This window comes from Streptomyces sp. NPDC058295, from assembly GCF_042880655.1.
GTDB classification, from domain to species: Bacteria; Actinomycetota; Actinomycetes; order Streptomycetales; family Streptomycetaceae; genus Streptomyces; species Streptomyces coriariae.
Map to the genome: position 1 here is coordinate 43,912 of NZ_JBHVYO010000008.1, position 24,015 is coordinate 67,926.

A 24,015-nucleotide genomic window follows, 5' to 3' on the forward strand; every position below is an offset into this window, starting at 1 on the left:
CTGACGTCCGCCCCCGCCGCGTCTCTAGGAAATTCCGGCACGCTTCGGCCGCCCCGGGGGACCAGGGACGCGCCTACCGTGGAGGCGTGACGAACCGCCCCGTGCTTCCGGCAGATCCGTCGTCCCCGTCCGGGCGGGCCCTGCCCGTCCCCTCCGCGCTGCGCCCGTGGTTCACCGGCATCGGGGCGGTCACGGTCGACGGCCCCTTCGACGACGCCTTCGCGCACGTGCCGGACACGGACACGAAGGTGGTCGTCCGCGAGGAGGGGAACGGCCGCCGCGACACCCTGGTGGTGGGCCCGCGCACCCGCGCCTCGTACCACACCGACCTGCACAAGCGGTCGGTGTCGTGTGTCCAACTGCGCCTGGAACCAGGGAGGGTGGGGCCACTGTTCGGGGTGGCGGCGGTGGACCTCGTCGGCCGGGTCGTCCCGCTCGGCGACCTGCCGACCGGGACGGCTCGACGCCTCGCCCGCGAACTGAGCGAGGGCGAGCGGGACGGGATCACGGCACGTCTGGCAGATCTGCTCCCGCCTGCCGCGGACGGCTCGCGCGAACGACTGCTGCGGGCCGCCGTCGACGCCCTGTCGACCCGCCCGTACCGCACCCCCGCCCCCGTACGGGAGGTGGCCCGCGAACTCGCGGTGAGCGAACGCCAGTTGCGCAACCTGTTCGCCGACGGCGTGGGCGTCTCCCCCAAGCACTACGCCCGCATCGACCGGCTGCGCCATGTCCTCACCCACGCGGCCTCCGCCCCGTGGGCCGAACTCGCCGCCGCCACCGGCTACTACGACCAGTCGCACATGACGGCCGACTTCCGCACCCTGATGGGTGTTCCGCCGGGGGCTTTCTTCACCGGACGGCTGCCCCGGGCCACCCCCTGCCAGCCGCTCCGGCAGCGGTGAATTCGGATGCGGAGAGCCGCGTGGACCTGCGATGCTCCGGTCCCATGGCCGTACGACGCGTGAAACCCAGCCTCTATCTCTCGGTCGACGTCGAGGCGGACGGTCCGATCCCGGGGCCGTACTCGTTGCTGAGCCTGGGCGCGGCGGTCGCCGGGCGGCAGGACGCCGACGGGTTCACCGCGGCCGACCCCACCCGGCAGACCTTCTACCGTGAACTGCGCCCGATCAGCGACGAGTTCGTCCCCGAGGCCCTGGCCGTGAGCGGGCTCGACCGGGACCGCCTGGTCGAGGAGGGGCTCGAACCCGCCCTGGCACTGGCCCAGTTCACCCGCTGGGTGCGCGAGGTGACCGGCGACGCCCAGCCGGTGATGTGCGGCTACCCGGCGTCGTACGACTGGACGTTCCTGTACTGGTACCTGATCCGCTTCACCGGGGAGAGCCCCTTCGGGCACTCCGGCTGCCTCGACATGAAGACGCTGTACGCCACCAAGGCGGGGCTGCCGCTGCGGGCGGTGGCGAAGCGGACGATGCCGGCCCACCTGCTGCCGAGGCGTCCTCACACGCACCACGCGCTGGACGACGCCGTCGAACAGGCCGAGTTGCTCGCGAACCTCATGGCGTGGCCGGGGCCCGGGACGCCCCGGTGATCTCCTCCCCCGCCTCCATCGGGTGGGTCACGTCCGCCGCGTTCCGCCCCTGGCCGGTGTGGTTGAAGACCAGGTTGAGCAGAACGGCGGCCAGGCAGCCCGTGGAGATGCCCGAGTCCAGGACGATCTTCGCCGTCTCCGGGAAGGCGTGGTAGAAGTCCGGCGCGGTGATCGGGATGATGCCGACGGCCAGGGAGACGGCGACGATCAGGACGTTGTTGTCCTTCTCCAGGCCTGCCCTCACCAGGGTCTGGATGCCGCTGGCGGCGACCGACCCGAACAGGACGACGCCGGCGCCGCCGAGGACCGGACGGGGTACGACGGCGATCAGTGAGGCGGCCATCGGGCACAGGCCCATCAGGACGAGGAAACCGCCACCGGTGGCGACGACATAGCGGCTGCGGATTTTTGTCATCGCGACCAACCCGATGTTCTGGGCGAAGGCGCTGCACATGAAGCCGTTGAAGACGGGGCTGAGTGCCGAGCCCAGGGTGTCGGCGCGCAGGCCGGCCGCGATGGTCCGCTCGTCCGCAGGGCGTTCGACGATCTCACCCAACGCCAGCATGTCCGCGGTGGATTCGGTCATCGAGACCACCATCACCACGCACATCGACAGGATCGCCGCGAGCTGGAACTGCGGGGCGCCGAAGTGGAAGGGGGTGGGGAACCCGATGACGTCCGCGTCGGCCACCGGGCCGAAGTCCGTGACGCCGAAGGGGATCGCGACGAGCGTGCCGGCGAGCAGCCCGAGCAGTACGGCGATCTGTTTGACGAAGCCGCGCGTGAAGCGGCGCAGGAGCAGCACGAGCAGGAGGGTCGCCGCCGCCAGGCCCAGGTTCGTCGTCGAACCGTAGTCCGGGGCCGCGGGGTCGGGACCCTGCGCCCAGCCGAAAGCGACGGGCAGCAGGGAGACGCCGATCAGGGTGATCACCGTCCCGGTGACGACCGGCGGGAAGAAGCGGACCGCCTTGCAGAAGACGGGCGCGGCCAGAAAGCCCAGCAGACCGGCGACGATCACCGCGCCGAAGATGACGGGCAGGGCGTCCCGCTTGTCGTCCGTGGAGGCCACGATCGCCGTCATGGGCGCGACCCCGGCGAAGGTGACGCCGTTCACGAAGGGAAGGCGGGCGCCGATCTTCCAGACGCCCAGCGTCTGGAGGAAGGTGGCGAGACCTGCCGTGAAGAGGCAGGCGCCGGTGAGGAAGGTGAGTTCGGTGCCGGTGAGGCCTACGGCCGCGCCGACGATCAGGGGCGGGGCGACGACTCCCGCGTACATGGCGGCCACGTGCTGGAGGCCGCTCGTCGCCATTCTCGGTGCGGGGAGTTTCTCGTCGACGGGGTGGTCGACTGCATGCGGGGACACGGCGGCTCTCCTCCGGTCGGGTACACGTCGGCTCTGACGCGGGTGTCAGGGAGGTGGTGCGGCGGTGCGGAAGTACCTGGAAGCCGGAGGTACTCGGAAACGAACGGGGACGGTGGGGAACCGTTCCGGGGCACGCGCGTTCCACGCGCGCCCCGGCCACGGCTACCGGTCGAGGGCCGTCCCCCTCGACCGGAGTTCAGAGCCCGCAGGGACCGAGTCCCTTACGGAGCAGGCGGGTTCAGCCCTGTGCGGCGATGCGCGCCAGCCGCTGCGCCTCTTCGCGCGTCGAGCGGGCGATCGCGTCCTCGTCGGCGTGCAACAGACGTCCGTGCTCGACGATCTGACGGCCGTTCACGAAGGAGGCGGTGACGGGGGCGGCCGCGCCGAAGACCAGGGCGGTCACCGGGTCGGCGATGGAGGCGTGGGCGAGGGTGTCCAGCTTCCACAGCACCAGGTCGGCCAGCTTGCCCGGCTCCAGCGAGCCGATCTGCGAGGCGCGGCCCAGGACCCGGGCACCGCCGTGGGTGCCGAGGCGCAGTGCCTGACGGGCGTTCAGGGCGGCCTCGCGGTGGGCGCCCAGGCGGTTGATGAGCAGGGCGTTGCGCAGCTCGGTGTGGAGTTCGCCGGACTCGTTGGAGGCCGTGCCGTCGACGCCGAGGCCGACCGGGACGCCCGCCTTGAGCATGTCGGGGACCCGGGCGATGCCGGCCGCCAGCCGGGCGTTGGACGACGGACAGTGGGCGACGCCCGTCCCCGTCCGGGCGAAGGCGTCGATGTCGGAGTCGTTCATGTGGACGCAGTGGGCCATCCACACGTCCTCGCCGAGCCAGCCGGTGGACTCGAAGTAGTCGGTCGGGCCCATGCCGAACAGCTCGTGGCAGAACTTCTCCTCCTCGACCGTCTCCGAGCCGTGGGTGTGCAGACGCACACCGACTCGGCGGGCCAACTCGGCTCCCTGCCGCATCAGTTCGGTGGAGACGGAGAAGGGCGAGCAGGGAGCGACGGCGACCTGGGTCATCGCGTCGAAGGAGGCGTCATGGTGCTGCCTGACGGTCTCCTCGGTGGCGGCGAGCGCGCCCTCCAGGGTCTCGACGGCGAAGTCCGGGGGCAGTCCGCCGTCCTTCTCGCTGCGGTCCATGGAACCGCGGGCGAGGGTGAAGCGGACGCCCATGTCGCGGGCGGCGCCGATGATCGCGCCGGACAGGTCGCCGGAGCCCTTCGGGAAGACGTAGTGGTGGTCCATGGCGGTGGTGACGCCGCCGCGGGCCATCATCGCCAGGGAGCCCTGGGCGGCCGCGCGGACCATCTGTTCGTCGATACGCGCCCAGGTGGGGTAGAGGGCGACGAGCCAGTCGAAGAGGTTGTGGTCGGTGGCCAGGCCCCGGGTGATCCACTGGTAGAAGTGGTGGTGGGTGTTGACCAGGCCCGGGGTGACCAGGTGCCCGGTGGCGTCGATGCGGCGTTCGACGTTCTCCAGGCCGTCCGGGGCCCGGCCCGCGCCGAGCGACTCGATCCGGTTGCCGACGAGGACGACGTAACCGTTTGCGTACTCGGTGTCCTGGGCGTCGACGGTCGCGATCGAACAGTTCTCGATGACGGTGCGCCGGTCTGCTGCCATGGTGGCGTCCTTTTCACTCAGTGGACTCTGGTGGAGAGGGCACGGCAGGACCCTGGGAGTTTGAGTGCCGTGGCCGGTGAGGCGCGGGCTCGCCGGCCACGGGTGCCGAAAAAAGGGGGGCGGTTCAGAGGTTGGTGAGGTCCACCGGGATCTTCGCCTCGCAGCCGTCCCGCAGAACGGTGGCCTCGATCAGACCGTAGGGACGGTCGGCGGCGTAGTAGACGGCTCCGTCGGCGGTGTCGTTCTTCAGCCCGAACGGCTTCAGGTCCACCAGGAAGTGGTGCTTGTTGGGGAGCGAGAAGCGGACCTCGTCGATCTCGCCGCGGTGGTCGATGATCCGCGCGCCCATGGCGTACAGGGTCTGCTGCAGGGAGAGGGAGTACGTCTGCGCGAAGGCCAGCAGCATGTGCTTCTTGACCTGGGCGTACGACTCCTCCCAGTCCGGCGCCTGCTGGGCGTCGTCGGACCAGTTGAAGCGCCAGCGGCTGGACACCTCGGTCGCCAGGATGCGGTCGTACGCCTCGGGCAGCGTCGTGTACTCGTCCTTGACGTAGCCCCAGAACTCGGAGTTCGTCGAGTTCATGACGGTCAGGTCCTTGAGCCCGGAGACGACCTCCCAGGCGGAGCCGTCGTAGGTGATCTGGGCGAGGCGGGTCTCCTGGCCCTGGCGGACGAAGGAGTGTTCGTCCTCGCCGGGCGTCACGATCCGCTCCCAGCTGTACTCCTCGATGCGGATCCGCGCGGTCCTGATCGGTTCCTGCGAGGTCACGAAGTGGCGGGCGAGGTGGATGCCGAACTGCTCGGCGGACTCGACGCCGTGCTCCTTGGCGAACGCGTACACCGTGTTCTTGGTGGTGTCGGTCGGCAGCACGTTGGCGTTCGAGCCGGAGTAGTGGACCTCGTCCATGTCGCCGCTGAGCGACACGGAGACGTTGAGGTCCTTGATGTGGTGGGTGGTGCCGTCCCGCGTGATCTTGACGACTCGGTTCTCGGCCTTGCCGTACTGGTTCTGTCCCAGGTAGGTGGGCATCTAGCTAGCTCCCTCGGTAAACGGAGTAGCCGAACGGGTTGAGCAGCAGCGGTACGTGGTAGTGCTCGCCGGGCACGACGGCGAAGGTGATCGCCACCTCGGGGAAGAACACTGCTGTGGGACCGCTGTCCCGATTCGCGGGGGCGTCCTGCTGCGCATCGGCTTGCTTCTTCTCGGATCGCTCGAAATACGCCTCCACGGCGAAGTCGAGCCGTACATGGGTGGTCCCCTCCGGCAGTGCCGGCAGGTCCTTGCAGCGGCCGTCCGCGTCGGTGGCGGAACCGCCGAGCGCCCGCCAGTCCCCCTCCTGCCCGTGCCGGGCACCCCGGCCCGAGCGGGCGGAGAGGTGGACGGCGACTCCCGCGGCGGGTCGGCCGACGGAGGTGTCCAGGATGTGGGTGGACACCGATGCGGTGCTGCTGGTGCTCATGGGGTGTGTCAGTCCTCTTCGACGAGTCGGGCGAGGCGGATACGGTTGATCTTGCCCAGTTCGACGCGGACGATCTCCCGTTCCTGCTCCGGCGCGTTGCCGATCCGTTCCTTGACCGCGTCGCGCATCTGCTCGCCCGTGCGACCGGTGGCGCAGATCAGGAAGACGTGGCCGAACCTCTCCTGGTAGGCCAGGTTCAGTTCGAGCATCTCGGCCTTGAGGTCCTCGGAGGCGCCGGCCATGCCGCGCTGTTCACGGGCCGAGGTCGGATCGCCGGGCTTCGGACGGCCGATCGGCGGGTGCCCGGCCATCGCCTCCGCCAGGTCCGTGGCGGTCAGGCCGGCCATCGCGGCGTCGCTGACGGTGTACAGGTCGGCGACGGTGGCGTAGGGGCGGGCCGCGAGCAGTCGGGTGGCCCACGCCGTGGAGGCGCACGCCTCGTGGAGCGCGGCGCGGGCCACGGACTCCTCGAGGTCGTTGAACCGGGCCAGGCCCGGGGGTGGGGAAGTCGAAGTCACGGGAGCCTCCGTGGCCGCGAGACGGCCTTCGTGCTTGAGCGGGCTGCGGCCAGCTAACGCCTGTCCGCGACACCACGTCAACACTTTGTTGAAAATTCGGGTAACGAAACCCGGCCGTCCCCCAGCGACCCACCATCGCCCCTGATCGACCTCGCAGGCTCCCCGGGAGACCGCTCAGGCCTCTTTCTCCCGGTTGAGGTAGTTGTAGACCGTGAAGCGGCTCACCCCGAGCGCGCTCGCCACGGTCTCCACCCCGTGCCGTACGGAGAAGGCGCCGCGCGCCTCGAGTATCCGTACGACCTCCTGCTTGGCCTTGCGGTCCAGGTCGGCCAGCGGCCTGCCCTTCCTGCGCTCCATGGCGGCGAGGATGTGATCGAGGGAGTCGGCGAGCTGGGGCAGGCGTACGGCGACGGCGTCGGCGCCCTCCCAGGCCAGGACGACGTCGTCGGCGCCGGCCTCGTCCGGCGGGATCATCTCCCCGCCCATCGCGTCGATCAGCGGCTTCACGGCCGCGATGAAGGCCTCGTCACCGGAGGTGCTCACACGCCCTCCCCGACGACATCGCCGCCCGCGTCCCGGTCCGCGTCGTCCCCGATGACGTTGACCTGGAGCGAGATGCGGGTGGCACCCGCGCCGAGGGACTTGCGCAGCAGCGCGTCCACGGCGGCGAGCACGGCGTCGGAGGCCCCCACCGCGGTGTTGCCGAACGGCCCGACGTCCACCGCGTCCAGGTCGGCCGCCTCGATCACCTCACGGGCGACCAGCGCGTGCGCGGGCGCCTCGTCGAGGTCGAAGGGCTCGGTGGTGAACTCCACTTTCAGTCGCATCGCGCCCCACACCTCTCTGAACGGGACCGGACCTTCGGCGCCCGGACCCCGACCTTAACGGACCGGACGGACGATCACCCCGGACTCGGGATTCCACCTCGACCGGGCTCCGGCGCCCCCCCCATCCCCTTGACAAGCCGCCCGACCGACCGGCAATCTTCCAATAAGCAGAAAACAACTTCCGCAATACGGAAACACTCGACACGGAAGGAGCGCGGAACCCTATGGGCTTCGACGACCAGCGCTTCAACGTCAACCTGTCGATCCTCTTCACGGAACTCCCGCTCCTGGAGCGCCCCGCGGCCGCCGCCGCGGCCGGCTTCACCGCGGTCGAGCTGTGGTGGCCCTGGATCGACTCCCCCACCCCCGAGCCGTCCGAGCTCGACGCCCTGCGGAAGGCGATCGAGGACGCGGGCGTACAGCTCACCGGCCTCAACTTCTACGCCGGACAGCTCCCGGGCCCCGACCGCGGCGCCCTGTCGCTGCCCGGCGAGGAGTCGGAGCGGTTCCGCGCCAACATCGACGTGGCCGCCGGCTTCGCGCGGTCCCTGGGCTGCCGCGCGCTCAACGCGCTGTACGGCAACCGCCTCGACGGAGTGGACCCGGCCGAGCAGGACGCGCTGGCGCTGGAGAACCTGGTCCTCGCGGCCCGGGCCGCGCACCGGATCGGCGCGATCCTGCTCGTCGAGGCGCTGAACCGGCCCGAGTCGCCCCGTTACCCGCTGGTCAGCGCACCGGCCGCGATCGGGATCGTCGACAAGGTCAACGACGCGACGGGGCTCGGCAATGCGAAGTTCCTGATGGACCTGTACCACCTGTCGATGAACGGCGAGGACCTGCCGGCGGTGATCGAGCGCTACGCGTCACGGACCGGCCATGTGCAGATCGCCGACAACCCGGGCCGTGGCGCGCCGGGCACCGGCTCACTCCCCCTCGAGGATCTCCTCGACCGGCTGCGCAAGGCCGGCTACGACGGCTGGGTCGGCCTCGAGTACAAGCCGGGCGACCGTCCGAGCGCCGAGGCCTTCGACTGGCTGCCCCGCTGATCCCCCGTACCGAGAGGCACCCCCGATGAGCAACGCACTTCCCGCACTTCCCAAGATCGCCTGGATAGGCCTCGGCATCATGGGCTCGCCCATGTCCGAGAACCTGCTCAAGGCGGGTTACGACGTCACCGGCTTCACCCTGGAACAGGACAAGCTGGACCGGCTGGCCGCCGCCGGCGGCAGCGCCGCGGGGTCCATCGCCGAGGCGGTGCGCGACGCCGACGTCGTGATCACCATGGTGCCCGCCTCACCGCAGGTCGAGGCCATCGCCTACGGCCCCGAAGGCATCCTGGAGAACGCGCGGCCCGGGGCGCTTCTGATCGACATGTCCTCGATCACCCCGCAGACCTCGATCGACCTGGCCCGGGCGGCGAAGGACAAGGGCGTCCGGGTGCTCGACGCCCCCGTGTCCGGGGGTGAGGCCGGTGCCGTGGAGGCCGTGCTGTCCATCATGGTGGGCGGCGAGCAGGCCGACTTCGACGAGGCGGAGCCCCTCTTCGAGGCGCTCGGCAGGACCATCGTGCTGTGCGGTCCGCACGGCTCGGGCCAGACCGTGAAGGCCGCCAACCAGCTGATCGTCGCCGTGAACATCCAGGCGTGCGCCGAGGCCGTGGTCTTCCTGGAGAAGTCGGGCGTGGACCTGAAGGCTGCGCTGGACGTGCTGGGCGGCGGGCTCGCCGGCTCGACCGTGCTGGCCCGGAAGAAGGACAACTTCCTCACCCGTGACTTCAAGCCGGGCTTCCGGATCGACCTGCACCACAAGGACATGGGCATCGTCACGGACGCCGCCCGCAACGTCGGCGCGGCCCTGCCCGTCGGCGCGGTGGTCGCCCAGCTGGTCGCGAGCCTGCGCGCGCAGGGCGACGGCGGACTGGACCACTCGGCCCTGCTGCGGGCCGTCGAGCGTCTCTCGGGCGCGCGACTCTGAGACTTCCGGGCGGCGCCGTCGCTGACATCTGTCCTGTCGCGCCCAAGCGGCGACGCCGCCCGGAAACCCATACTGCAACCGGTTGCCGACCGGCTCGCCCGGCACCGACGGCCGGCAACCGAACAACCGGCTCGCGTACGGGTCCTGACGGTACGTCACGACCTCGTACGCGCGGCCCGCGACCGTACCGTGCGACCCGGATGAGGGGTGGTCGCCGGACACGGGCGCGGGCAGGGCGAGGACCGCGGCGGCGTGCGAGCCAGTGCGGTGGTGAAGGAACGGGGCCCGCTTCTCGACCTGAGGGAAGCCCACTCCCGGCTCCGTCGCAACCCGCCGCGGTCCCTGCCCCCACCTCCCCACGCCGCACCCCACACCTCACTCCCGAAAGCTCCGTCCGGCGGCGCGAACGTCCTGTCGCGCCCGGCCTCGCGCCGTCGGACGGCCATCCACGCCCCGGCACTCCCCCGTCAGCAGGACCGACGAGGGAGCGCCGCGCGTTGCCCTGTGAACAAGGGTGCCGGTCTGGATAGGAATACGCATATGAACAATGCGCCGCATTATCCCCACATCGTGGTCCACCCTCCGGCCCTGGACGGGTCCCGGCGGGTCACCTCGGGTGACGCTGTTCTCGGGGTCGCCTCCCACCTCGACGACGTCATCGAGATCCTCCGCCTGGCCGACCTGGACCGGATCGAGGTGGAGGAGAGCGACCTCATCGAGTGGCAGGGCGGCGGCCCCGACGACTGGCCGGGACTGTCGGAGGAGCACGGGCACCGGCCCGAGGAGTAGGCCGGGCACGCCAACCTCAAATCAACCTCTGAACTCTGTTCAAGAGGCTTCAACCACCCCCGGGCGAGGGCACATTGTGGTCACGCGGGGCCCGCCGACACGGGGGCGGCGGGCCTCGTTCCGGGGGTGGGGACATGAGCGGTGGTACGTCGGTCCGACTGGAGCCGTTCGAGGTCGCGCTGCTGCGGGGCGGTCCGCGGGCGGCGGTCACGGTGGCCGCGCTCGCCCTTCAGCTGAGGGGGCTGGTCGACGCGGGCCGGCCGGGCCGGATCCGGGCGACGGTGACAAGGGCGCCGGGGGTGACAAGGGCGCCGGGGGTGACAGGAGAGCCGTCGGCCGGGGACGCGGGAGGCGGTCGGCCCGCCCAGGACGCCCTGGACGCCCTGCCTGCGCTGGGCGCCCTGCCCGAGGCGGTCTACGCGTCGCTGCAACGGCCTGCGAGTGTCGCGGAGTTGGAGTCCCGGCCGAATGTGCGGGAGGCCTGTCCGGGCTGCGGGCCGGGCTGGTGGCGGCCGGGATGCTGCGCTCCCTGCCGCCGCGGCGCACCCGCGCCGCTCGACGCGCTCTGCGCGCCCTGCGGGACGCGCATCCCCTGCCGGCCGGCAGGAAAGGACTGTCGACGGACGACGTCCTGATGGCGGTGGCCCTGCACGGCGAGCCCGCCCTGAGTGTCCTGGCGGCGCGCTTCGCCCTGCGGGCGGGTCTGATCGCCCGGGCCGAGGTGGCGGACCAGGGGTTCCACCGACGCTCACCGCGGGGCGGTGGCACGGGCGGGACGATGTACAGCTGCGGGGGTGGGGGCGGCGGCGGCTCCGACTGAGCCCCCGGAAACGGGTTCAGGAAACGCGTTCAGGAAACGGGCTCAGGAAACGCCTACCGGAATTGCGCACGGCAACGGTCTCGGAAAACGCATACAGAGAAAGCGGAAAGGGGCGGCCCGTCCCACGGGACGGGCCGCCCCTTCGCGACGACGGGCTTCGGCCTCAGACTCTCGGCCTCACTCTCGGCCTCAGACTCTCGGCCTCAGCCGTTCAGCCTCGGCCCTTCGGCCTCAGGCCACCACCTCAGACCTTCAGCGTCCTGATCGATGTCGGCGCATGCCCGGGCTCGGTCGCGAGTTCCTCGAACTCCACCACGTTGCCGATGTCGTTGGTGCCGCTCATCGAGATGTTGGTGACGCGCTCCAGGATCGCCTCCACGACGACCGGCACCTGGAACTCGGCGGCCAGCTTCTTGGCCTGCTCGAAGGCGGCCCCCAACTCGGCGGGGTCCGTCACCCGGATCGCCTTGCAGCCGAGGCCCTCGACGACCTTGACGTGGTCGACGCCGTAGACGCCCAGCTCGGGCGAGTTGATGTTCTCGAACTCCAGATTGACCTGGAAGTCGATGTCGAACGCCCGCTGCGCCTGTCGGATCAGTCCCAGGTAGGAGTTGTTGACGAGGACATGGACGTAAGGGATCTTGTGCTGCGCGCCGACCGCCAGCTCCTCGATCATGAACTGGAAGTCGTAGTCCCCGGAGAGGGCCACGACCTGCGCCTCCGGGTCGGCCTTCGCCACGCCCAGAGCCGCCGGGATCGTCCAGCCGAGGGGCCCCGCCTGGCCGCAGTTGATCCAGTGGCGCGGCCGGTAGACGTGCAGCATCTGGGCGCCGGCGATCTGCGAGAGCCCGATGGTGGTGACGTACCGGGTCTCCGGACCGAATGCCTTGTTCATCTCCTCGTAGACGCGCTGCGGCTTGATCGGGATGTCGTCGAAGTGCGTACGACGCTGGAGGGTCGCCTTCTTCTCCTGCGCGGCGGCCGCCCACGCGGAACGGTCGGGAAGCGTGCCCGCCGCCCTGGACTCCCTCGCCGCCTCGACGAAGAGCTCCAGAGCCGCCTTCGCGTCCGAGGCGATCCCGTAGTCCGGGGCGAAGATCTTGCCGATCTGGGTGGGCTCCACGTCGACGTGGACGAAGGTGCGGCCGGCCGTGTAGACGTCGATACGGCCGGTGTGACGGTTGGCCCAGCGGTTGCCGATACCGAGGACGAAGTCGGACTCCAGGAACGTCGCGTTGCCGTAGCGGTGCGAGGTCTGGAGGCCGACCATGCCGGCGTTCAGCTCGTGGTCGTCGGGGACCGCACCCCAGCCCATCAGGGTCGGAATGACCGGAGTGCCGGTCAACTCGGCGAATTCCAGAAGGAGTTCGGCGGCGTCGGCGGTGATGACACCGCCGCCCGCGACGATCAGCGGACGCTCGGACGCGTTCAGCATCGCCAGCGCCTTCGCGATCTGCGCACGGGTCGCGGCCGGCTTGTAGACGGGCAGCGGCTCGTACGTGTCCACGTCGAACTCGATCTCCGTCTGCTGGACGTCGACCGGCAGGTCGATCAGGACCGGACCCGGCCTGCCGGAGCGCATGAGATGGAAGGCCTGCTGGAAGACTCCGGGCACCTGGGCCGCCTCCAGGACAGTGACCGCCATCTTGGTCACCGGCTTGGCGATGGAGGCGATGTCGACGGCCTGGAAGTCCTCCTTGTGGATCACGGCGGTCGGCGCCTGGCCCGTGATGCACAGGATCGGGACGGAGTCGCCGAGGGCGGAGTACAGCCCGGTGATCATGTCGGTGCCTGCCGGGCCGGAGGTGCCGACACAGACCCCGATGTTGCCCGGGTGGGTACGGGTGTAGCCCTCGGCCATGTGCGAGGCGCCCTCCACATGACGGGCGAGGGTGTGGTCGATCCCGCCGGAAGCCCCGAGCGCCGCGTAGAAGGGATTGATCGCCGCGCCGGGGACACCGAACGCGCTGGTGACGCCCTCGCGCTTGAGGATCTCGACTGCCGCGCGGGCAGCGGTCATACGAGCCATGGGCTACTCCTGCTTCGACTGCTTCAGCTGCTCTAGCTGTCGGATTCGCTCTCCCGTCGCGCCCCGCGGTGAGCCCTTCCATCGGTGTTCAGCACTCCGCTCACTTCCGTGATGCGGAAAATACTTTCTACTATCTGGAAGCAATGTAAGTCGGGACGCGAAGGTCGTCAAGAGACGGACAAGCGGGGGCCGGAGGAGGACGATGGGGGCCATGCCCGAGAGCGTGCCGGTGTGCTGCCCGGCCTGTCGGCGCGAGCGCCTCTACACCGCGCCCTGTTATCCGTGCGCGTGCGGTGCCCCCGTCACGCCCGTGCTCGACCGGCGGACGGCGCCGACGACCGTCGCGCACCGGGCGTGGGACGACGAGTGGGTCGCCCTGCGCTGCCCCGCCTGCCACCGGCGGCACCAGTGGCCGCACCCTGAACTGGGCTGCGCCTGCGGAGCGGTGATACGGATCCCGGTGACCGACCACCCTGCCCCCGAGCCGGGGGCAGGGCCCGAGCCGGAGTCGGGGCGTGGGCCGGAGCCAGGGCCTGGGCCCGATCCAGGGCCCGTGACAAGCGCGTCGACATCGCCGCCGCCGTCCCCACCGGCATCCACACCCACACCGGCACCAGGGCCGAAACCGGCACCGGCCGCACAGCGGCGTGCCTTTCGGCCCGTCGCCATCCGTACCGCCCGCGACGCGGTCACCGCGGCCGCGCTCTATCTGAACTGGCTCGGGCACGGGGACATCCGGCGGGCCGATCAGCGGCCCACCTCCGGCATCGGCCTCGCCGCCCGCGGGCTCGTGGCCCAGGTGGACCCCAGCGTGCGCCCGGCCTCACTGCGGGACGTGGAGTGCCTGTGGCTGACGGCCATGACGGAATCCGCGGACTGCGTCTACTTCTCCCTGGCCGGATACGCCGAGGAGGCCCGCGCCCGCGCAGACCAGTTGCGCGTACCGCTCTTCGTGCTGGACCTGACGGGCACCCCGCAGCCGGTCAACTCGATGGCCGACGCCCTGGACGCCGGGGACGCCTGAGACGACGGCCATCGCCGTAGGAAACCCGGACAACCGGAGTGACCCGAGTGACTTGAGTGGCCCGCAGCATGGAAACCCCGCTAGAGGCCGTACCCCTCGCGCAGCTCGATCTTCCGTACCTTCCCCGAAACGGTCATCGGAAAGGTTTCCATGATCCACAGCCGGCTCGGGATCTTGTAGTGCGCCAGCCGGCCCTCGCAGTAGGCGCGCAACTCCTCCAGCGTCAGCGGGTCCGCCGCGTCGGCCGGGATCACACAGGCGAGGACCTCCTCGCCGTACTTCTCGTGCGGGACGCCGACGACCTGCACATCCCGGATCCCCGGGTGGCCGTAGAGGAACTCCTCGATCTCGCGCGGGTAGATGTTCTCCCCGCCCCGGATGATCATGTCCTTGATCCGGCCGACGATCTCGACGTAACCGTCTTCACGCATCACCGCCAGGTCCCCGGTGTGCATCCAGCGTCCCGCGTCGATCGACTCGGCGGTCTTCTCGGGCTCGCTCCAGTAACCGAGCATCACGCTGTAGCCGCGGGTGCACAGCTCGCCCGCGACGCCGCGTGGTCGGGTCACCCCGTCCACCGGGTCCACGACCTTCACCTCGATGTGCGGCAGGACCCTGCCCACGGTGCCGGTGCGATGCTCCAGGTCGTCCTCGCGGCGGGTCTGGGTGGAGACGGGCGAGGTCTCGGTCATGCCGTAACAGATCGACACCTCCGCCATGTTCATCTCGGCGACCACCCGTTTCATCACCTCGACCGGGCAGGGCGAGCCCGCCATGATGCCGGTGCGCAGGGAGGAGAGGTCGTAGCTCGCGAAGTCGGGCAGGTTCAACTCCGCGATGAACATGGTCGGCACGCCGTACAGGGAGGTGCACCGCTCTCGCTGGACCGCCTCCAGCGTGGCCTTCGGGTCGAAGGACGGAGCCGGGACGACGATGCAGGCGCCGTGCGAGGTGGCCGCCAGGTTTCCCATCACCATGCCGAAGCAGTGGTAGAAGGGCACCGGGATGCAGATCCGGTCCTGCTCGCTGTAGGCGATCGACTCGCCCACGAAGTAACCGTTGTTGAGAATGTTGTGGTGGGAGAGGGTGGCTCCCTTGGGGAAGCCCGTAGTACCCGAGGTGTACTGGATGTTGACGGGGTCGTCGCAGGACAACTCGTTTCTGCGGGTGTGGAAGGCCTCGTAGAGGTCGGGCGTGCCACGCCGCAGCAGGGCATCCCAGGTGGGATCACCGATGTAAACGGTCTCCCGCAGTTGCGGGCATCTGCCGCGTACCTCCTCCACCATCGCGCGGTAGTCACTCGTCCGGTGGCTCAGCGAGGCGAACAGCACGGAGATGCCCGCCTGTCGCAGGACGTACTCGACCTCGTGCGTGCGGTACGCCGGGTTGATGTTCACCATGATCGCGCCGATCCGGGCGGTGGCGTACTGGACGAGCACCCACTCCGCGCAGTTGATCGCCCAGATGCCCACCCGGTCACCCTTGGCGACCCCGCTCGCGAGCAGCGCGTACGCCAGCCGGTCGACGTCCTCGACGAATCGGCGGTACGTCCAGCGTCGCCCGGACGGCACGTCGACCAGTGCCTCGCGGTCCGGCCAGCGCTGCGCCGTGCGGTCCAGGTCGGCGCCGATGGTGTCCCCGAGCAGCGCGGTCGCGCTCGTCCCGTGCGCGTACGAAACGGTCCTGGTCTGCGCGTACGACGCCTCGCTCACCGGAAGTCCTCCTCGCGGTACTCGTCGGGCGAACCCGCCTCGGTCGCCTCGCGCAGCTCGATGCGGCGGATCTTGCCGCTCACCGTCTTGGGCAGCGGGGCGAACTCCAGGCGGCGCACGCGCTTGTACGGGGCGAGGACCTGGCGGGAGTGCTCGAACAGCACCTTCGCGGTGTCGGGACCGGGCTCCCAGCCCTCGGCGAGCACGACGTAGGCCTTGGGCACGGCGAGGCGCAGTTCGTCCGGGGCGGGGACGACGGCCGCCTCGGCGACCGCCTCGTGCTCCAGTAGCGCGCTCTCCAGCTCGAAGGGGCTGATCTTGTAGTCGGAGGCCTTGAAGACGTCGTCGGACCGGCCGACGTAGGTGAGGTAACCGTTCTCGTCGCGGCTGCCGATGTCGCCGGTGCGGTAGTAGCCGCCGGCCATCACCTCCGCCGTGCGGTCGGCGTCGCCGTGGTAACCGGTCATCAGGCCGACCGGCCGGGCCGCCAGGGCCAGCGCGATCTCGCCCTCCTGCACGCCCGGCGCGCCCGACACCGGGTCGAGGAGCTCCACCCGGTAGCCGGGGCTCGGCCGGCCCATCGAGCCGGTCTTCAGCTCCTGTCCGGGGCTGTTGGCGATCTGCACGGCCGTCTCGGTCTGCCCGAAACCGTCCCGGACGGTCACCCCCCAGGTGCGCCGCACCTGCTCGATGACCTCGGGATTGAGCGGCTCGCCCGCGGCCACCGCCTCGCGGGGCGGGGTGCCCAGCTGGGTGAGGTCGGCCTGGATGAGCATGCGCCAGACGGTGGGCGGGGCGCAGAACGTCGTGACCCCGGCCCGGTCCATCTCGGTCATCAGCCGGGCCGGGTCGAAGCGGGTGTAGTTGTGGATGAAAACGGTTGCTTCGGCGTTCCACGGGGCGAAGAGGTTGGACCAGGCGTGCTTGGCCCAGCCGGGCGAGGAGATGTTGAGGTGTACGTCGCCCGGCCGGAGGCCGATCCAGTACATCGTCGACAGATGCCCGATGGGGTACGAGGTGTGGGTGTGCTCCACCAGCTTGGGGCGGGCGGTCGTACCGGAAGTGAAGTAGAGCATCAGCGGGTCGTCGGCGAGGGTGGGGCCGTCGGGCGTGAAGCCGGCCGGGGCCGTGTAGGCGTCCTCGAACCGCTGCCAGCCGTCGGGTGCGCCGCCGACCGCGATGCGCCGGTAGTCGCCGGGGACCTCGTCGAACTTGCCGGTGTCCTCGGTGCGGACGAGGACGTGCCGGATGCGGCCGCGTTCCACGCGGTCGGTGAGGTCGGCGGGGCCGAGCAGCGGAGTGGCCGGGACGACGACGGCCCGCAGCTTCATCGCGGCCAGCGCGGTCTCCCAGAGTTCGGCCTGGTTGCCGAGCATGACGAGGATCCGGTCCTCGGCGGCGACGCCGCGTCCGCGCAGCCAGTTCGCGAGCCGGTCGGAGCGTTCCGACAGTTCGGCGAAGCTGAGACGGGTTTCGGAACCGTCTTCTTCCACGATGTGCAGCGCCGTGCGCCCGTTGCCGTCGGCGATGACGTCGAACCAGTCGAGGGCCCAGTTGAAGCGGTCCGGGCGGGGCCACTCGAAACGCTCGTAAGCGGTTGTGTAGTCCTCGCGGTGTTCCAGCAGGAAGTCGCGGGCTCTGCGGAAACGCTCCGTCGCCGTCGCCGTCGTCATCTGTCCTCCGTGCTTTCTTGGCTTGCTCGGTCCTGCGCCTCCGGGGCGCTCGGCCCCTGCGGCTCACTCCCGTGGCGCCGGACCATTGCCGGGCGGCTCTCTGCCATCGTGTAATCCGTGATGCAGGTCTCACTACCCCCGGACGGGGGTGTGCGGCACCAAGCCGCGCGGAAAGGGCGAGAACGTGGCGGCAGACGCGGCCGGAACGGTGGAGATTCGCGGTGCGCTGGCGCGGCTGCGGCGGGCGACGGGGCTGCCGGTCGCCTTCGGCGGTCTGGTGGAGCCGGGGCGGCAGCGGATGCGGATCAGCGAGTTCAGCGGCGCGGCCGGTCTCGCGCTGCGCGGACTGGCGGTGACCTCCGGCAACGGTCTCGGCGGCAAGGCGGTGGCGCTGGCCCGCCCGTGCGCGGTGACCGACTACTCCCTCTCCCGGCAGATCAGTCACGAGTACGACGCGGCCGTCGCGGAGGAGGGCCTGCGCTCGGTGCTGGCGATCCCGGTGGTCGTACGGCGCCGGGTGCGCGGGGTGCTGTACGGCGCCCTGCGCACGGCCCAGCCGCTGGGCGACCGCACGCTGACCGCGGCCGTGCAGGCGGCGCGGGACGTGGAGCAGGCGCTGGTGGTCGGGGACGAGGCGCGGGACCTGCTGACGGCGGCCCGGCCGGGCACCGCGGGCGCGGGGCCCGGTCCGGACACCGGGGCGGGGGCCGGCTGGGAGCAGGTGCGCGAGGCGCACACGGCCCTGCGCGCCCTGGCCCCGCGGATCGCCGATCCGGCCCTGCGCGCCGAGCTCCTGGAGGTCTGCGGGCTGCTGGCCGCCGGGCCGGCGGAGCGGCCGGCGGGGCAGCCGGTCGCCCTGGCCCCGCGTGAGCTGGACGTACTGGCGTGGGTGGCGGCGGGGGCGACGAACGCGGCGGCGGCCGAGCGGCTGGGGCTGCGCCCGGAGACGGTCAAGGGCTATCTGAGGTCGGCGATGCGCCGGCTGGGCGCGCGCACCCGGGGAGAGGCGGTGGTCGTGGCCCGGAGGGCGGGCCTGCTGCCCTGACCGCGGGGTGCGCAACATGCCCGTAGCGCGGGCGGTGCAAGATGCGTGGGAGCAGCGATCACATCAAGCCAGGGAGGCCCCTCACGACAAGAGACCATTCATCCATCGTCTCCATGAATTTCCCTATGCGTCACGTTGTTATATGCCTCACCACGCCGTGTCTCCGAATTTCAAAGGGACGTTGCCTAGAATTTGGCCCGGACACGACACTCGGAGGGGAGCGGTGACCGTGCGACGGGACTTCAAGGAGCCTGCCAGATGCCGCCCCGACCTGGTCATCGGCAGGGACGAGCTGTTCACGGCCGCCCGTGACCAGCTGACGCGCGGTGGCAGTGTGCTGCTGCACGGCCCGGCCGGAATAGGAAAGTCGACCGTGCTGCGGGCATTGGCCGCGGATTACGGCGAGGCGGCCCGCACCGTCCTGCGCTGCTCGGCGACCGAGTCCGAATCCCACCTCCCCTTCCTGGCTCTGGCCGACCTCTTCGGCCTCGTGCTGGACGAGATCTCGGACAAGCTGCCCGCCGCCCAGCGCACGGCCCTGGAGTCGGCGCTCACCGGCCGAGGCGAATCGACTCTGCAACGCGACGGCCTCGCCCTGCGTCTGGCCGTGCTGTCGGCCCTGCGCGCGCTCGCCGCCACGGGCCCCGTCCTGCTCGTCGCCGACGATCTGCAGTGGCTGGACTCGGCCAGCGCCGAACTCCTCGGCTTCGCCGCCCGCCGACTCGGCGACACCCCCGTCCAGCTGCTGTGCGCGGTACGGACGGAGGAGCAGGAGTACGACCGTCATCTACGCGCGTCCCCGCCCGACACCATCGCCGTCCGGCTCAACCCCCTCTCCCGCGCCCAGGTCTCCGCGCTGCTCGACCACCGCGGCTACACCGACCTGCCCCGCTCGACGATGCGGGAGATCCACCGCACCAGCGGCGGCAACCCGCTCTTCGCCCTGGAACTGGGCCGCGCCCTCGGCGAGAGCCCGACGCCGCCCCGGCCCGGCGAGCCCCTGCCGGTGCCGACCTCGCTGCGCGCCCTGGTCCTCAGCCGCCTCGACATGCTCTCCGACGAGGCCCGCCGCACCCTGCTCGTGGCCAGCGCCGGCGCCCGCCCCACGCTGGCCCTGCTGCATGCCGCCGGCCGCGAGAACGCCGAGGCCGAGACCGCGCAGGCGGCGGCCCTCGGGCTGCTGGCGACGGAGCCCGAGGGGCCGGCCGTACGCTTCGCGCATCCGCTGATCTCGGCCGCGCTGTACGCGGAGGCGCCCGCCCAGGAGCGCCGGGCCGCGCACGCCGCGCTGTCCACCGCCGCCTCCGATCCGATCGAGCGGGCCCGCAACCTCGCCCTGGCCACCACCGGCACCGACCCGGAGGTCGCCGCCCGGCTCGCCGAGGCCGCCGCGCTCGCCCGCGACCGGGGCGCCCCCTCGGTCGCCGCCTCCCTCGGACTGCTGGCCGCCCGGCACACCCCGCCGGACGGCGCCCCCGCCCCGGACGAGCGGCGGCTCCAGGCCGCCGAGGACGCGATCACCGCCGGCGAGGTGGACCTCGCCCGGGACATCGCGCGCGAGGTGCTGACCCGGGCGACCGTGCCCGCCGAGCGGATCCGGGCCTGGGAGGTGGTGATCGAGGCCGCCGGGCAGTCCCTGGGCGAGGTCGACGCCGTCTTCCCGCAGGCCCTCGCCGACGCCGGCGACGACCCGCGGCTGCTCGCCCTGGTCCACTACCGGCTGGCCTGGCGCAAGCTGATCGTGGAGGGCGACTTCGCCGAGGCCCGCAAGGAGGCCGCGCACACGGCCGATCTGGCGGCCCGCGGGGACGACCGGCGCACCGAGCTGATGGCGCTCTCCTTCCAGGCCTCGACCGAGACCCTGATGGGCCACCCGAACGCCCCCACCACCATCAAGCGGGCCCTGCGGGAACCCCAGGACCCCTACGTGGCGTGCCATCACAACGGCGTCGGGGCGGCCCGGTTCCGCTGGCTGCTGATGAGCGATCAGCTCCCCGAGGCCCGGTCGACCATCACCGCGCTGCTGCGCGAGGTGCGCCGGCGCGGCATGGTCGAGAGCGAGGTGCACTTCCAGCGCTTCCTCGCCGAGACCGAACTGCGCTCCGGGCACTGCGGACGCGCCCTCGACCTCGCCCGCGAGAGCCTCCGGCTGGCCCGGGACTCCGGCATCGGCCTGGGTGCCTCCGCGATGCTGGCCTCCCTCGCCGAGGCCTCCGGCGGTGACGTCGACCGGGCGCTGGCACTGGCCCGGGAGGCGGCGGGGAAGGCCGAGGAGGACGGCGACCAGATGTACGTCTCGCGCGCGCTGGCCGCGCTGGGCCACGCCCAGTTGGTGGCCGGGGACGCGGCGGGCGCGGTCGGCTCGCTGCGCCGGGTGCGGGAGCTGGAGCAGGGTCTGGGCATCACCGACCCGGCCCGGGGCCGCTGGCAGGGCGACCTCGCCGAGGCGCTGGTCCGGGTCGGTGAGCCGGGCGAGGCACAGGACGTGATCGACGTGACGCGCGAGCACGCGCTCCGGCTGGGCCGGGAGAGCGTGCTGGCCGTGCTGGACCGGGCGGAGGCGATGGTGCGGGCGGCCCGCGGCGACCACGAGGCGGCGCTGTCCCGGCTGACGTCCGTTCAGGACCGGCTCGCCAAGCTGGGGTACGGCCTGGAGGAGGCGCGGGCGGCGTTCGCGCTGGCCGCGCTGCGCACCGGGCGGCCGGGCCCGACGTCGTACGACGAGGCGGCGCGGTTGTTCCGGCGGTGCCGGGCGCTGCCCTGGCTGCGCCAGGTCGACGCGGCGGTCGCGGCGGCCGCGCCCGAGACGGTCGCCGTGCCCCCGCAGACGGCTCCCCCGTCCGACGCGCTGGAGGGACTCGCCTCGATGGAGCGTCAGGTCGCCGCGCTCGTCATGGAGGGCGCGACGAACCGGGAGATCGCCGCGCGTCTGTTCATCAGCGTCAAGACGGTCGAGGCGACCCTGACCCGGGTCTACCGGAAGCTGGGGATCCGTTCGCGGGTGGACATCGTCCGACTGGCGGCGGGGCGTCACGCGAAGTGAGGAATCCGCGGGTTAACTGCCCCTGAGGGCTCCCCACCCTCAGCGGGTGCCGTGCCCCGCGCGGCGGTCTCTCTGAGCGCCCCCTCGGCGGCGGCTGTGGCTCGCCTGAGCCGACCGAGGGTTTTCCCTGCCCCAACTCCCTTAGGGGGTTCCCTCATTGGGGGGAACGGGTGCCGGGTCCTAGCTTAAGGGACGTGCCGCTCGCCCGGGCATACGGGGGTCGGTCCCGCGACCCCCGTGTAACCCCCCACACCCGTGCGACCCCCCACCGGCAATCCCCCACCGAGGAGATCCATGTTCGGGCTCAACCGGTTCAAGAAGACCGCCGCCGTCCTCGCGGCGACCGCCGCGGCCGCGGCGACCGCACTGCTCAGCGCCCCCACCGCTGTCGCAGCGCCGCAGCCGATCGTCGGCGGCACGACGACCACGACCACGACGTACCCGTTCATGATGCAGATCACGGACGCCTCGCAGAACCAGTTCTGCGGCGGCACCCTCGTCTCGGCGACCAAGGTGGTCACGGCCGCCCACTGTATGGTCGGCGAGACCACGAGCAGTGTGCGTGTCGTCGGGGGGCGCACCTACCTCAACGGCACCAACGGCACGGTCAGCCGGGTCAGCAAGATCTGGATCAACCCGAGCTACACCGACGCCACCAACGGTGACGACGTGGCGGTCCTGACCCTGTCGACGTCGATGCCGTACACCACGGCCTCGTACGTCTCCTCGTCCCAGACCAGCGTGTACGCGGCCGGCACCACCGCCCGCATCATCGGCTGGGGCACCACCTCGGAGAACGGCAGCTCCTCCAACCAGCTGCGGACCGCGACCGTCCCGATCGTGTCCGACTCCAGCTGCAAGAGCTCCTACGGTTCCGACTTCGTCGCGACCGACATGGTTTGCGCCGGATACACATCCGGCGGCGTAGACACCTGCCAGGGCGACAGCGGCGGTCCCCTGCTCATCGGGGGCGTCCTGGCAGGGATCACTTCTTGGGGCGAGGGCTGCGCGGAGGCCGGTTACCCGGGTGTCTACACCCGGCTGACCACCTTCTCCAGCCTGGTGACGACGCAGGTCAACTCCTAGCCGGTCAGCTCCTGACCGGTGACCGCGTAGCAGTCCCCGAGATCTCCTGAGTACCCCTCAGGGAAAGACCGGGGGGCGCTGCGAGCCTCCACGAGCGGCCCGCAGCGCCCCCTATCCAAGCCCTCACCGGTTCCCGGTGGGGGCTTCTCGTCTGCGGCGGAGCGCGGTGGTCACGACCGTACGACGGTGCCGAACCGGATGTCGTGGGGCTGCCCCGGGTGCATGGCGGCCAGCATCCGCTCGCCCTCGGCGGTCACGTCCCGCCGCTGGGCCTCGGTGAGAGTTCCGAAGGGCTCGACGACCAGGGCGTCCTGCTCCCGTTTCCACAGACCGGCCAGGAAGCCGTCGACGAGGAGGGTGCGGTACGCCTGGTTGCCCTGCCAGGAGCGCCCCCAGTACTCGGCGGGGACGACCCGGGTGCGGTCGGCGTGGGAGAGCAGGAGATTGTCGAACTCGGGGAGGAAGCGGGGCGGGGCCGGGGTGTCCGGGTCGGGACGCGGCGCGTCGGGGAGGTCGAAGAGCTCGACGCCGTGCTCGTCGCGGAAGGTGAGGAGGTCCGGACGCAGGCGTTCGAAGGCGTCGCGCAGCCGGGTCAGGCCGGCCCAGGTCTGCATGTCCTTGACGGAGGCCGGGCCGAACGCGGCCAGATAGCGCAGGACCACGGAGTCCGCGGTCGGGGCGCTCCGCGCGGGCCGGCCCAGCCACTGCTCGGCGGTGGTGAGCGCGACCTGCCCGCTCCTGCCCCACAGTCCGCGCGGGGTGACCTGGACGAGGGGCAGACGGCAGCGGGCCGCGACGGCGAGGGACTGGGGGTCGGCGTCCGGCCACTCGGCGCAGAGCGCCTCGCGCAGCTGCTTCATGGTGCGCGGCTCGGCCTCGACGAGCTCGCGGGCGAGGACGGCGAGCCGGTCGAGGTCGACTCCGGTGAGGCCCTTGCGGAAGTACGTCAGCTCACGGTCGCGGGCCGGCTGGACGAACGGCCGGAGCGTCAGGCAGTCGTCGGCGGTGTGGGTGTGGATGGTGGAACGCATGCTGACGATGCGGACGGCCCCGCGGCCGGCCATCAGCGTCGACAGCTGCTCGGGGACGAAGCCGTCGAGACGGGCGGCCAGCGCGTAGTACGGCGGCTTCACGTTCTGCGCCTGGAGCCCGAGCAGATGCTCCAGGGCGGCCCCGGCGGACATCGACGACGGCCGCAGCAGCAACTGCCGGTCGAGGGTGGCGCGATTGAGGGCCCGAGCGCCGAGCACGGGGCCCGCCGGGTACGTCGTCTTCGTCATGTACGCAACGTAGCGGGGCTTGCGGACACCTTCCGTCCGCAACGCAGCCCGCAGCCCACAGCCGCTGATCAGCTCCCCCGCCAAGTGCCCGCGCCTGCTCCCCCACGGCCGCGGCGCGGCACACGGCGATGGCGCCCGCTGGCGCCGGTCGAGAACCACTGAGCAGCGACTGTCGCGATCGCCGCCGAGATGCGGCGCTTTG

21 protein-coding genes are annotated in these 24,015 nt (G+C 71.4%); 10 read left to right on the top strand and 11 right to left on the bottom strand.

Annotated features, from left to right (window positions below; genetic code table 11):
- The first annotated feature begins 86 nt into the window (after window positions 1–86).
- The gene (locus tag ACFVYS_RS10745) at window positions 87–905 is read left to right on the top strand and encodes a helix-turn-helix domain-containing protein (RefSeq protein ID WP_389500809.1); all 819 of its coding nucleotides are present in this window, start codon (window positions 87–89) and stop codon (window positions 903–905) included.
- Between the two features lie 44 nt (window positions 906–949).
- Window positions 950–1,552 carry a 3'-5' exoribonuclease domain-containing protein gene (locus ACFVYS_RS10750; protein ID WP_389500811.1) on the top strand — a complete coding sequence of 201 codons (603 nt, stop codon included), beginning with the start codon at window positions 950–952 and terminating at the stop codon, window positions 1,550–1,552.
- Here the strand turns inward: ACFVYS_RS10750 and ACFVYS_RS10755 are convergent.
- The 7 genes from ACFVYS_RS10755 to ACFVYS_RS10785 form a co-directional block, all read right to left on the bottom strand.
- Window positions 1,518–2,861: a nucleobase:cation symporter-2 family protein gene (locus ACFVYS_RS10755; protein WP_389501082.1), complete on the bottom strand. Its 1,344-nt coding sequence runs from the start codon at window positions 2,859–2,861 to the stop codon at window positions 1,518–1,520. The genes ACFVYS_RS10750 and ACFVYS_RS10755 overlap by 35 nt on opposite strands.
- A 292-nt stretch (window positions 2,862–3,153) precedes the next feature.
- Window positions 3,154–4,533: an 8-oxoguanine deaminase gene (locus ACFVYS_RS10760; RefSeq protein WP_389500813.1), complete on the bottom strand. Its 1,380-nt coding sequence runs from the start codon at window positions 4,531–4,533 to the stop codon at window positions 3,154–3,156.
- 124 nt (window positions 4,534–4,657) lie between these two features.
- On the bottom strand, window positions 4,658–5,563 hold the full coding sequence (pucL, locus tag ACFVYS_RS10765) for a factor-independent urate hydroxylase (RefSeq protein ID WP_389500815.1): 906 nt from the start codon (window positions 5,561–5,563) through the stop codon (window positions 4,658–4,660).
- 4 nt (window positions 5,564–5,567) lie between these two features.
- Window positions 5,568–5,993 carry a hydroxyisourate hydrolase gene (gene uraH / locus ACFVYS_RS10770; protein WP_389500817.1) on the bottom strand — a complete coding sequence of 142 codons (426 nt, stop codon included), beginning with the start codon at window positions 5,991–5,993 and terminating at the stop codon, window positions 5,568–5,570.
- An 8-nt stretch (window positions 5,994–6,001) separates the two neighbouring features.
- Window positions 6,002–6,511, bottom strand: coding sequence for a 2-oxo-4-hydroxy-4-carboxy-5-ureidoimidazoline decarboxylase (gene uraD / locus ACFVYS_RS10775; protein WP_389500819.1), 510 nt, complete (start codon window positions 6,509–6,511; stop codon window positions 6,002–6,004).
- 174 nt (window positions 6,512–6,685) lie between these two features.
- Window positions 6,686–7,054: a helix-turn-helix domain-containing protein gene (locus tag ACFVYS_RS10780; protein WP_020125443.1), complete on the bottom strand. Its 369-nt coding sequence runs from the start codon at window positions 7,052–7,054 to the stop codon at window positions 6,686–6,688.
- Window positions 7,051–7,338, bottom strand: a complete 288-nt coding sequence (locus ACFVYS_RS10785; RefSeq protein ID WP_389500821.1) for a hypothetical protein — start codon at window positions 7,336–7,338, stop codon at window positions 7,051–7,053. The genes ACFVYS_RS10780 and ACFVYS_RS10785 overlap by 4 nt, the downstream gene beginning before the upstream one ends.
- 224 nt (window positions 7,339–7,562) lie before the next feature.
- Between ACFVYS_RS10785 and ACFVYS_RS10790 the strand changes: the two genes are divergently transcribed.
- The 4 genes from ACFVYS_RS10790 to ACFVYS_RS10805 all read left to right on the top strand — a co-directional run bounded on the left by ACFVYS_RS10790 (window position 7,563) and on the right by ACFVYS_RS10805 (window position 10,921).
- The gene (locus tag ACFVYS_RS10790) at window positions 7,563–8,384 is read left to right on the top strand and encodes a TIM barrel protein (RefSeq protein WP_389500822.1); all 822 of its coding nucleotides are present in this window, start codon (window positions 7,563–7,565) and stop codon (window positions 8,382–8,384) included.
- Between the two features lie 25 nt (window positions 8,385–8,409).
- The gene (locus tag ACFVYS_RS10795) at window positions 8,410–9,312 is read left to right on the top strand and encodes a 2-hydroxy-3-oxopropionate reductase (protein WP_389500823.1); all 903 of its coding nucleotides are present in this window, start codon (window positions 8,410–8,412) and stop codon (window positions 9,310–9,312) included.
- Between the two features lie 540 nt (window positions 9,313–9,852).
- Window positions 9,853–10,101 (top strand): hypothetical protein, encoded by a 249-nt coding sequence (locus tag ACFVYS_RS10800; RefSeq protein ID WP_389500825.1) that lies wholly within the window; start codon window positions 9,853–9,855, stop codon window positions 10,099–10,101.
- A gap of 517 nt (window positions 10,102–10,618) precedes the next feature.
- A complete protein-coding gene (locus tag ACFVYS_RS10805) occupies window positions 10,619–10,921 on the top strand; it encodes a hypothetical protein (RefSeq protein WP_389500827.1) in 303 nt (100 codons plus the stop codon).
- 244 nt (window positions 10,922–11,165) lie between these two features.
- Here the strand turns inward: ACFVYS_RS10805 and gcl are convergent, their stop codons facing one another.
- Entirely contained in the window at window positions 11,166–12,950 is a 1,785-nt protein-coding gene (gcl, locus tag ACFVYS_RS10810) for a glyoxylate carboligase (RefSeq protein ID WP_389500829.1), read from the bottom strand.
- Window positions 12,951–13,152: 202 nt separating this feature from the next.
- On the opposite strand from gcl, the gene ACFVYS_RS10815 reads away from it, so the two are divergent.
- Window positions 13,153–13,974, top strand: a complete 822-nt coding sequence (locus tag ACFVYS_RS10815) for a hypothetical protein (protein ID WP_389500830.1) — start codon at window positions 13,153–13,155, stop codon at window positions 13,972–13,974.
- 80 nt (window positions 13,975–14,054) lie between these two features.
- On the opposite strand, the gene ACFVYS_RS10820 is transcribed toward ACFVYS_RS10815, so the two are convergent.
- A complete protein-coding gene (locus ACFVYS_RS10820; RefSeq protein WP_389500832.1) occupies window positions 14,055–15,686 on the bottom strand; it encodes an AMP-binding protein in 1,632 nt (543 codons plus the stop codon).
- Window positions 15,683–17,359 carry an AMP-binding protein gene (locus tag ACFVYS_RS10825; protein WP_389500834.1) on the bottom strand — a complete coding sequence of 559 codons (1,677 nt, stop codon included), beginning with the start codon at window positions 17,357–17,359 and terminating at the stop codon, window positions 15,683–15,685. The genes ACFVYS_RS10820 and ACFVYS_RS10825 overlap by 4 nt, the downstream gene beginning before the upstream one ends.
- 184 nt (window positions 17,360–17,543) lie before the next feature.
- On the opposite strand from ACFVYS_RS10825, the gene ACFVYS_RS10830 reads away from it, so the two are divergent.
- The 3 genes from ACFVYS_RS10830 (at window position 17,544) to ACFVYS_RS10840 (ending at window position 22,533) form a co-directional block, all read left to right on the top strand.
- Window positions 17,544–18,404, top strand: coding sequence for a LuxR C-terminal-related transcriptional regulator (locus ACFVYS_RS10830; RefSeq protein WP_389500836.1), 861 nt, complete (start codon window positions 17,544–17,546; stop codon window positions 18,402–18,404).
- A 223-nt stretch (window positions 18,405–18,627) separates the two neighbouring features.
- Entirely contained in the window at window positions 18,628–21,447 is a 2,820-nt protein-coding gene (locus ACFVYS_RS10835) for an AAA family ATPase (protein WP_389500838.1), read from the top strand.
- Window positions 21,448–21,741: 294 nt separating this feature from the next.
- The gene (locus tag ACFVYS_RS10840; protein WP_383466601.1) at window positions 21,742–22,533 is read left to right on the top strand and encodes a S1 family peptidase; all 792 of its coding nucleotides are present in this window, start codon (window positions 21,742–21,744) and stop codon (window positions 22,531–22,533) included.
- Window positions 22,534–22,703: 170 nt separating this feature from the next.
- On the opposite strand, the gene ACFVYS_RS10845 is transcribed toward ACFVYS_RS10840, so the two are convergent.
- Complete coding sequence (locus ACFVYS_RS10845) at window positions 22,704–23,813, bottom strand: winged helix DNA-binding domain-containing protein (protein ID WP_389500840.1); 1,110 nt, start codon at window positions 23,811–23,813, stop codon at window positions 22,704–22,706.
- Window positions 23,814–24,015: the final 202 nt, after the last annotated feature.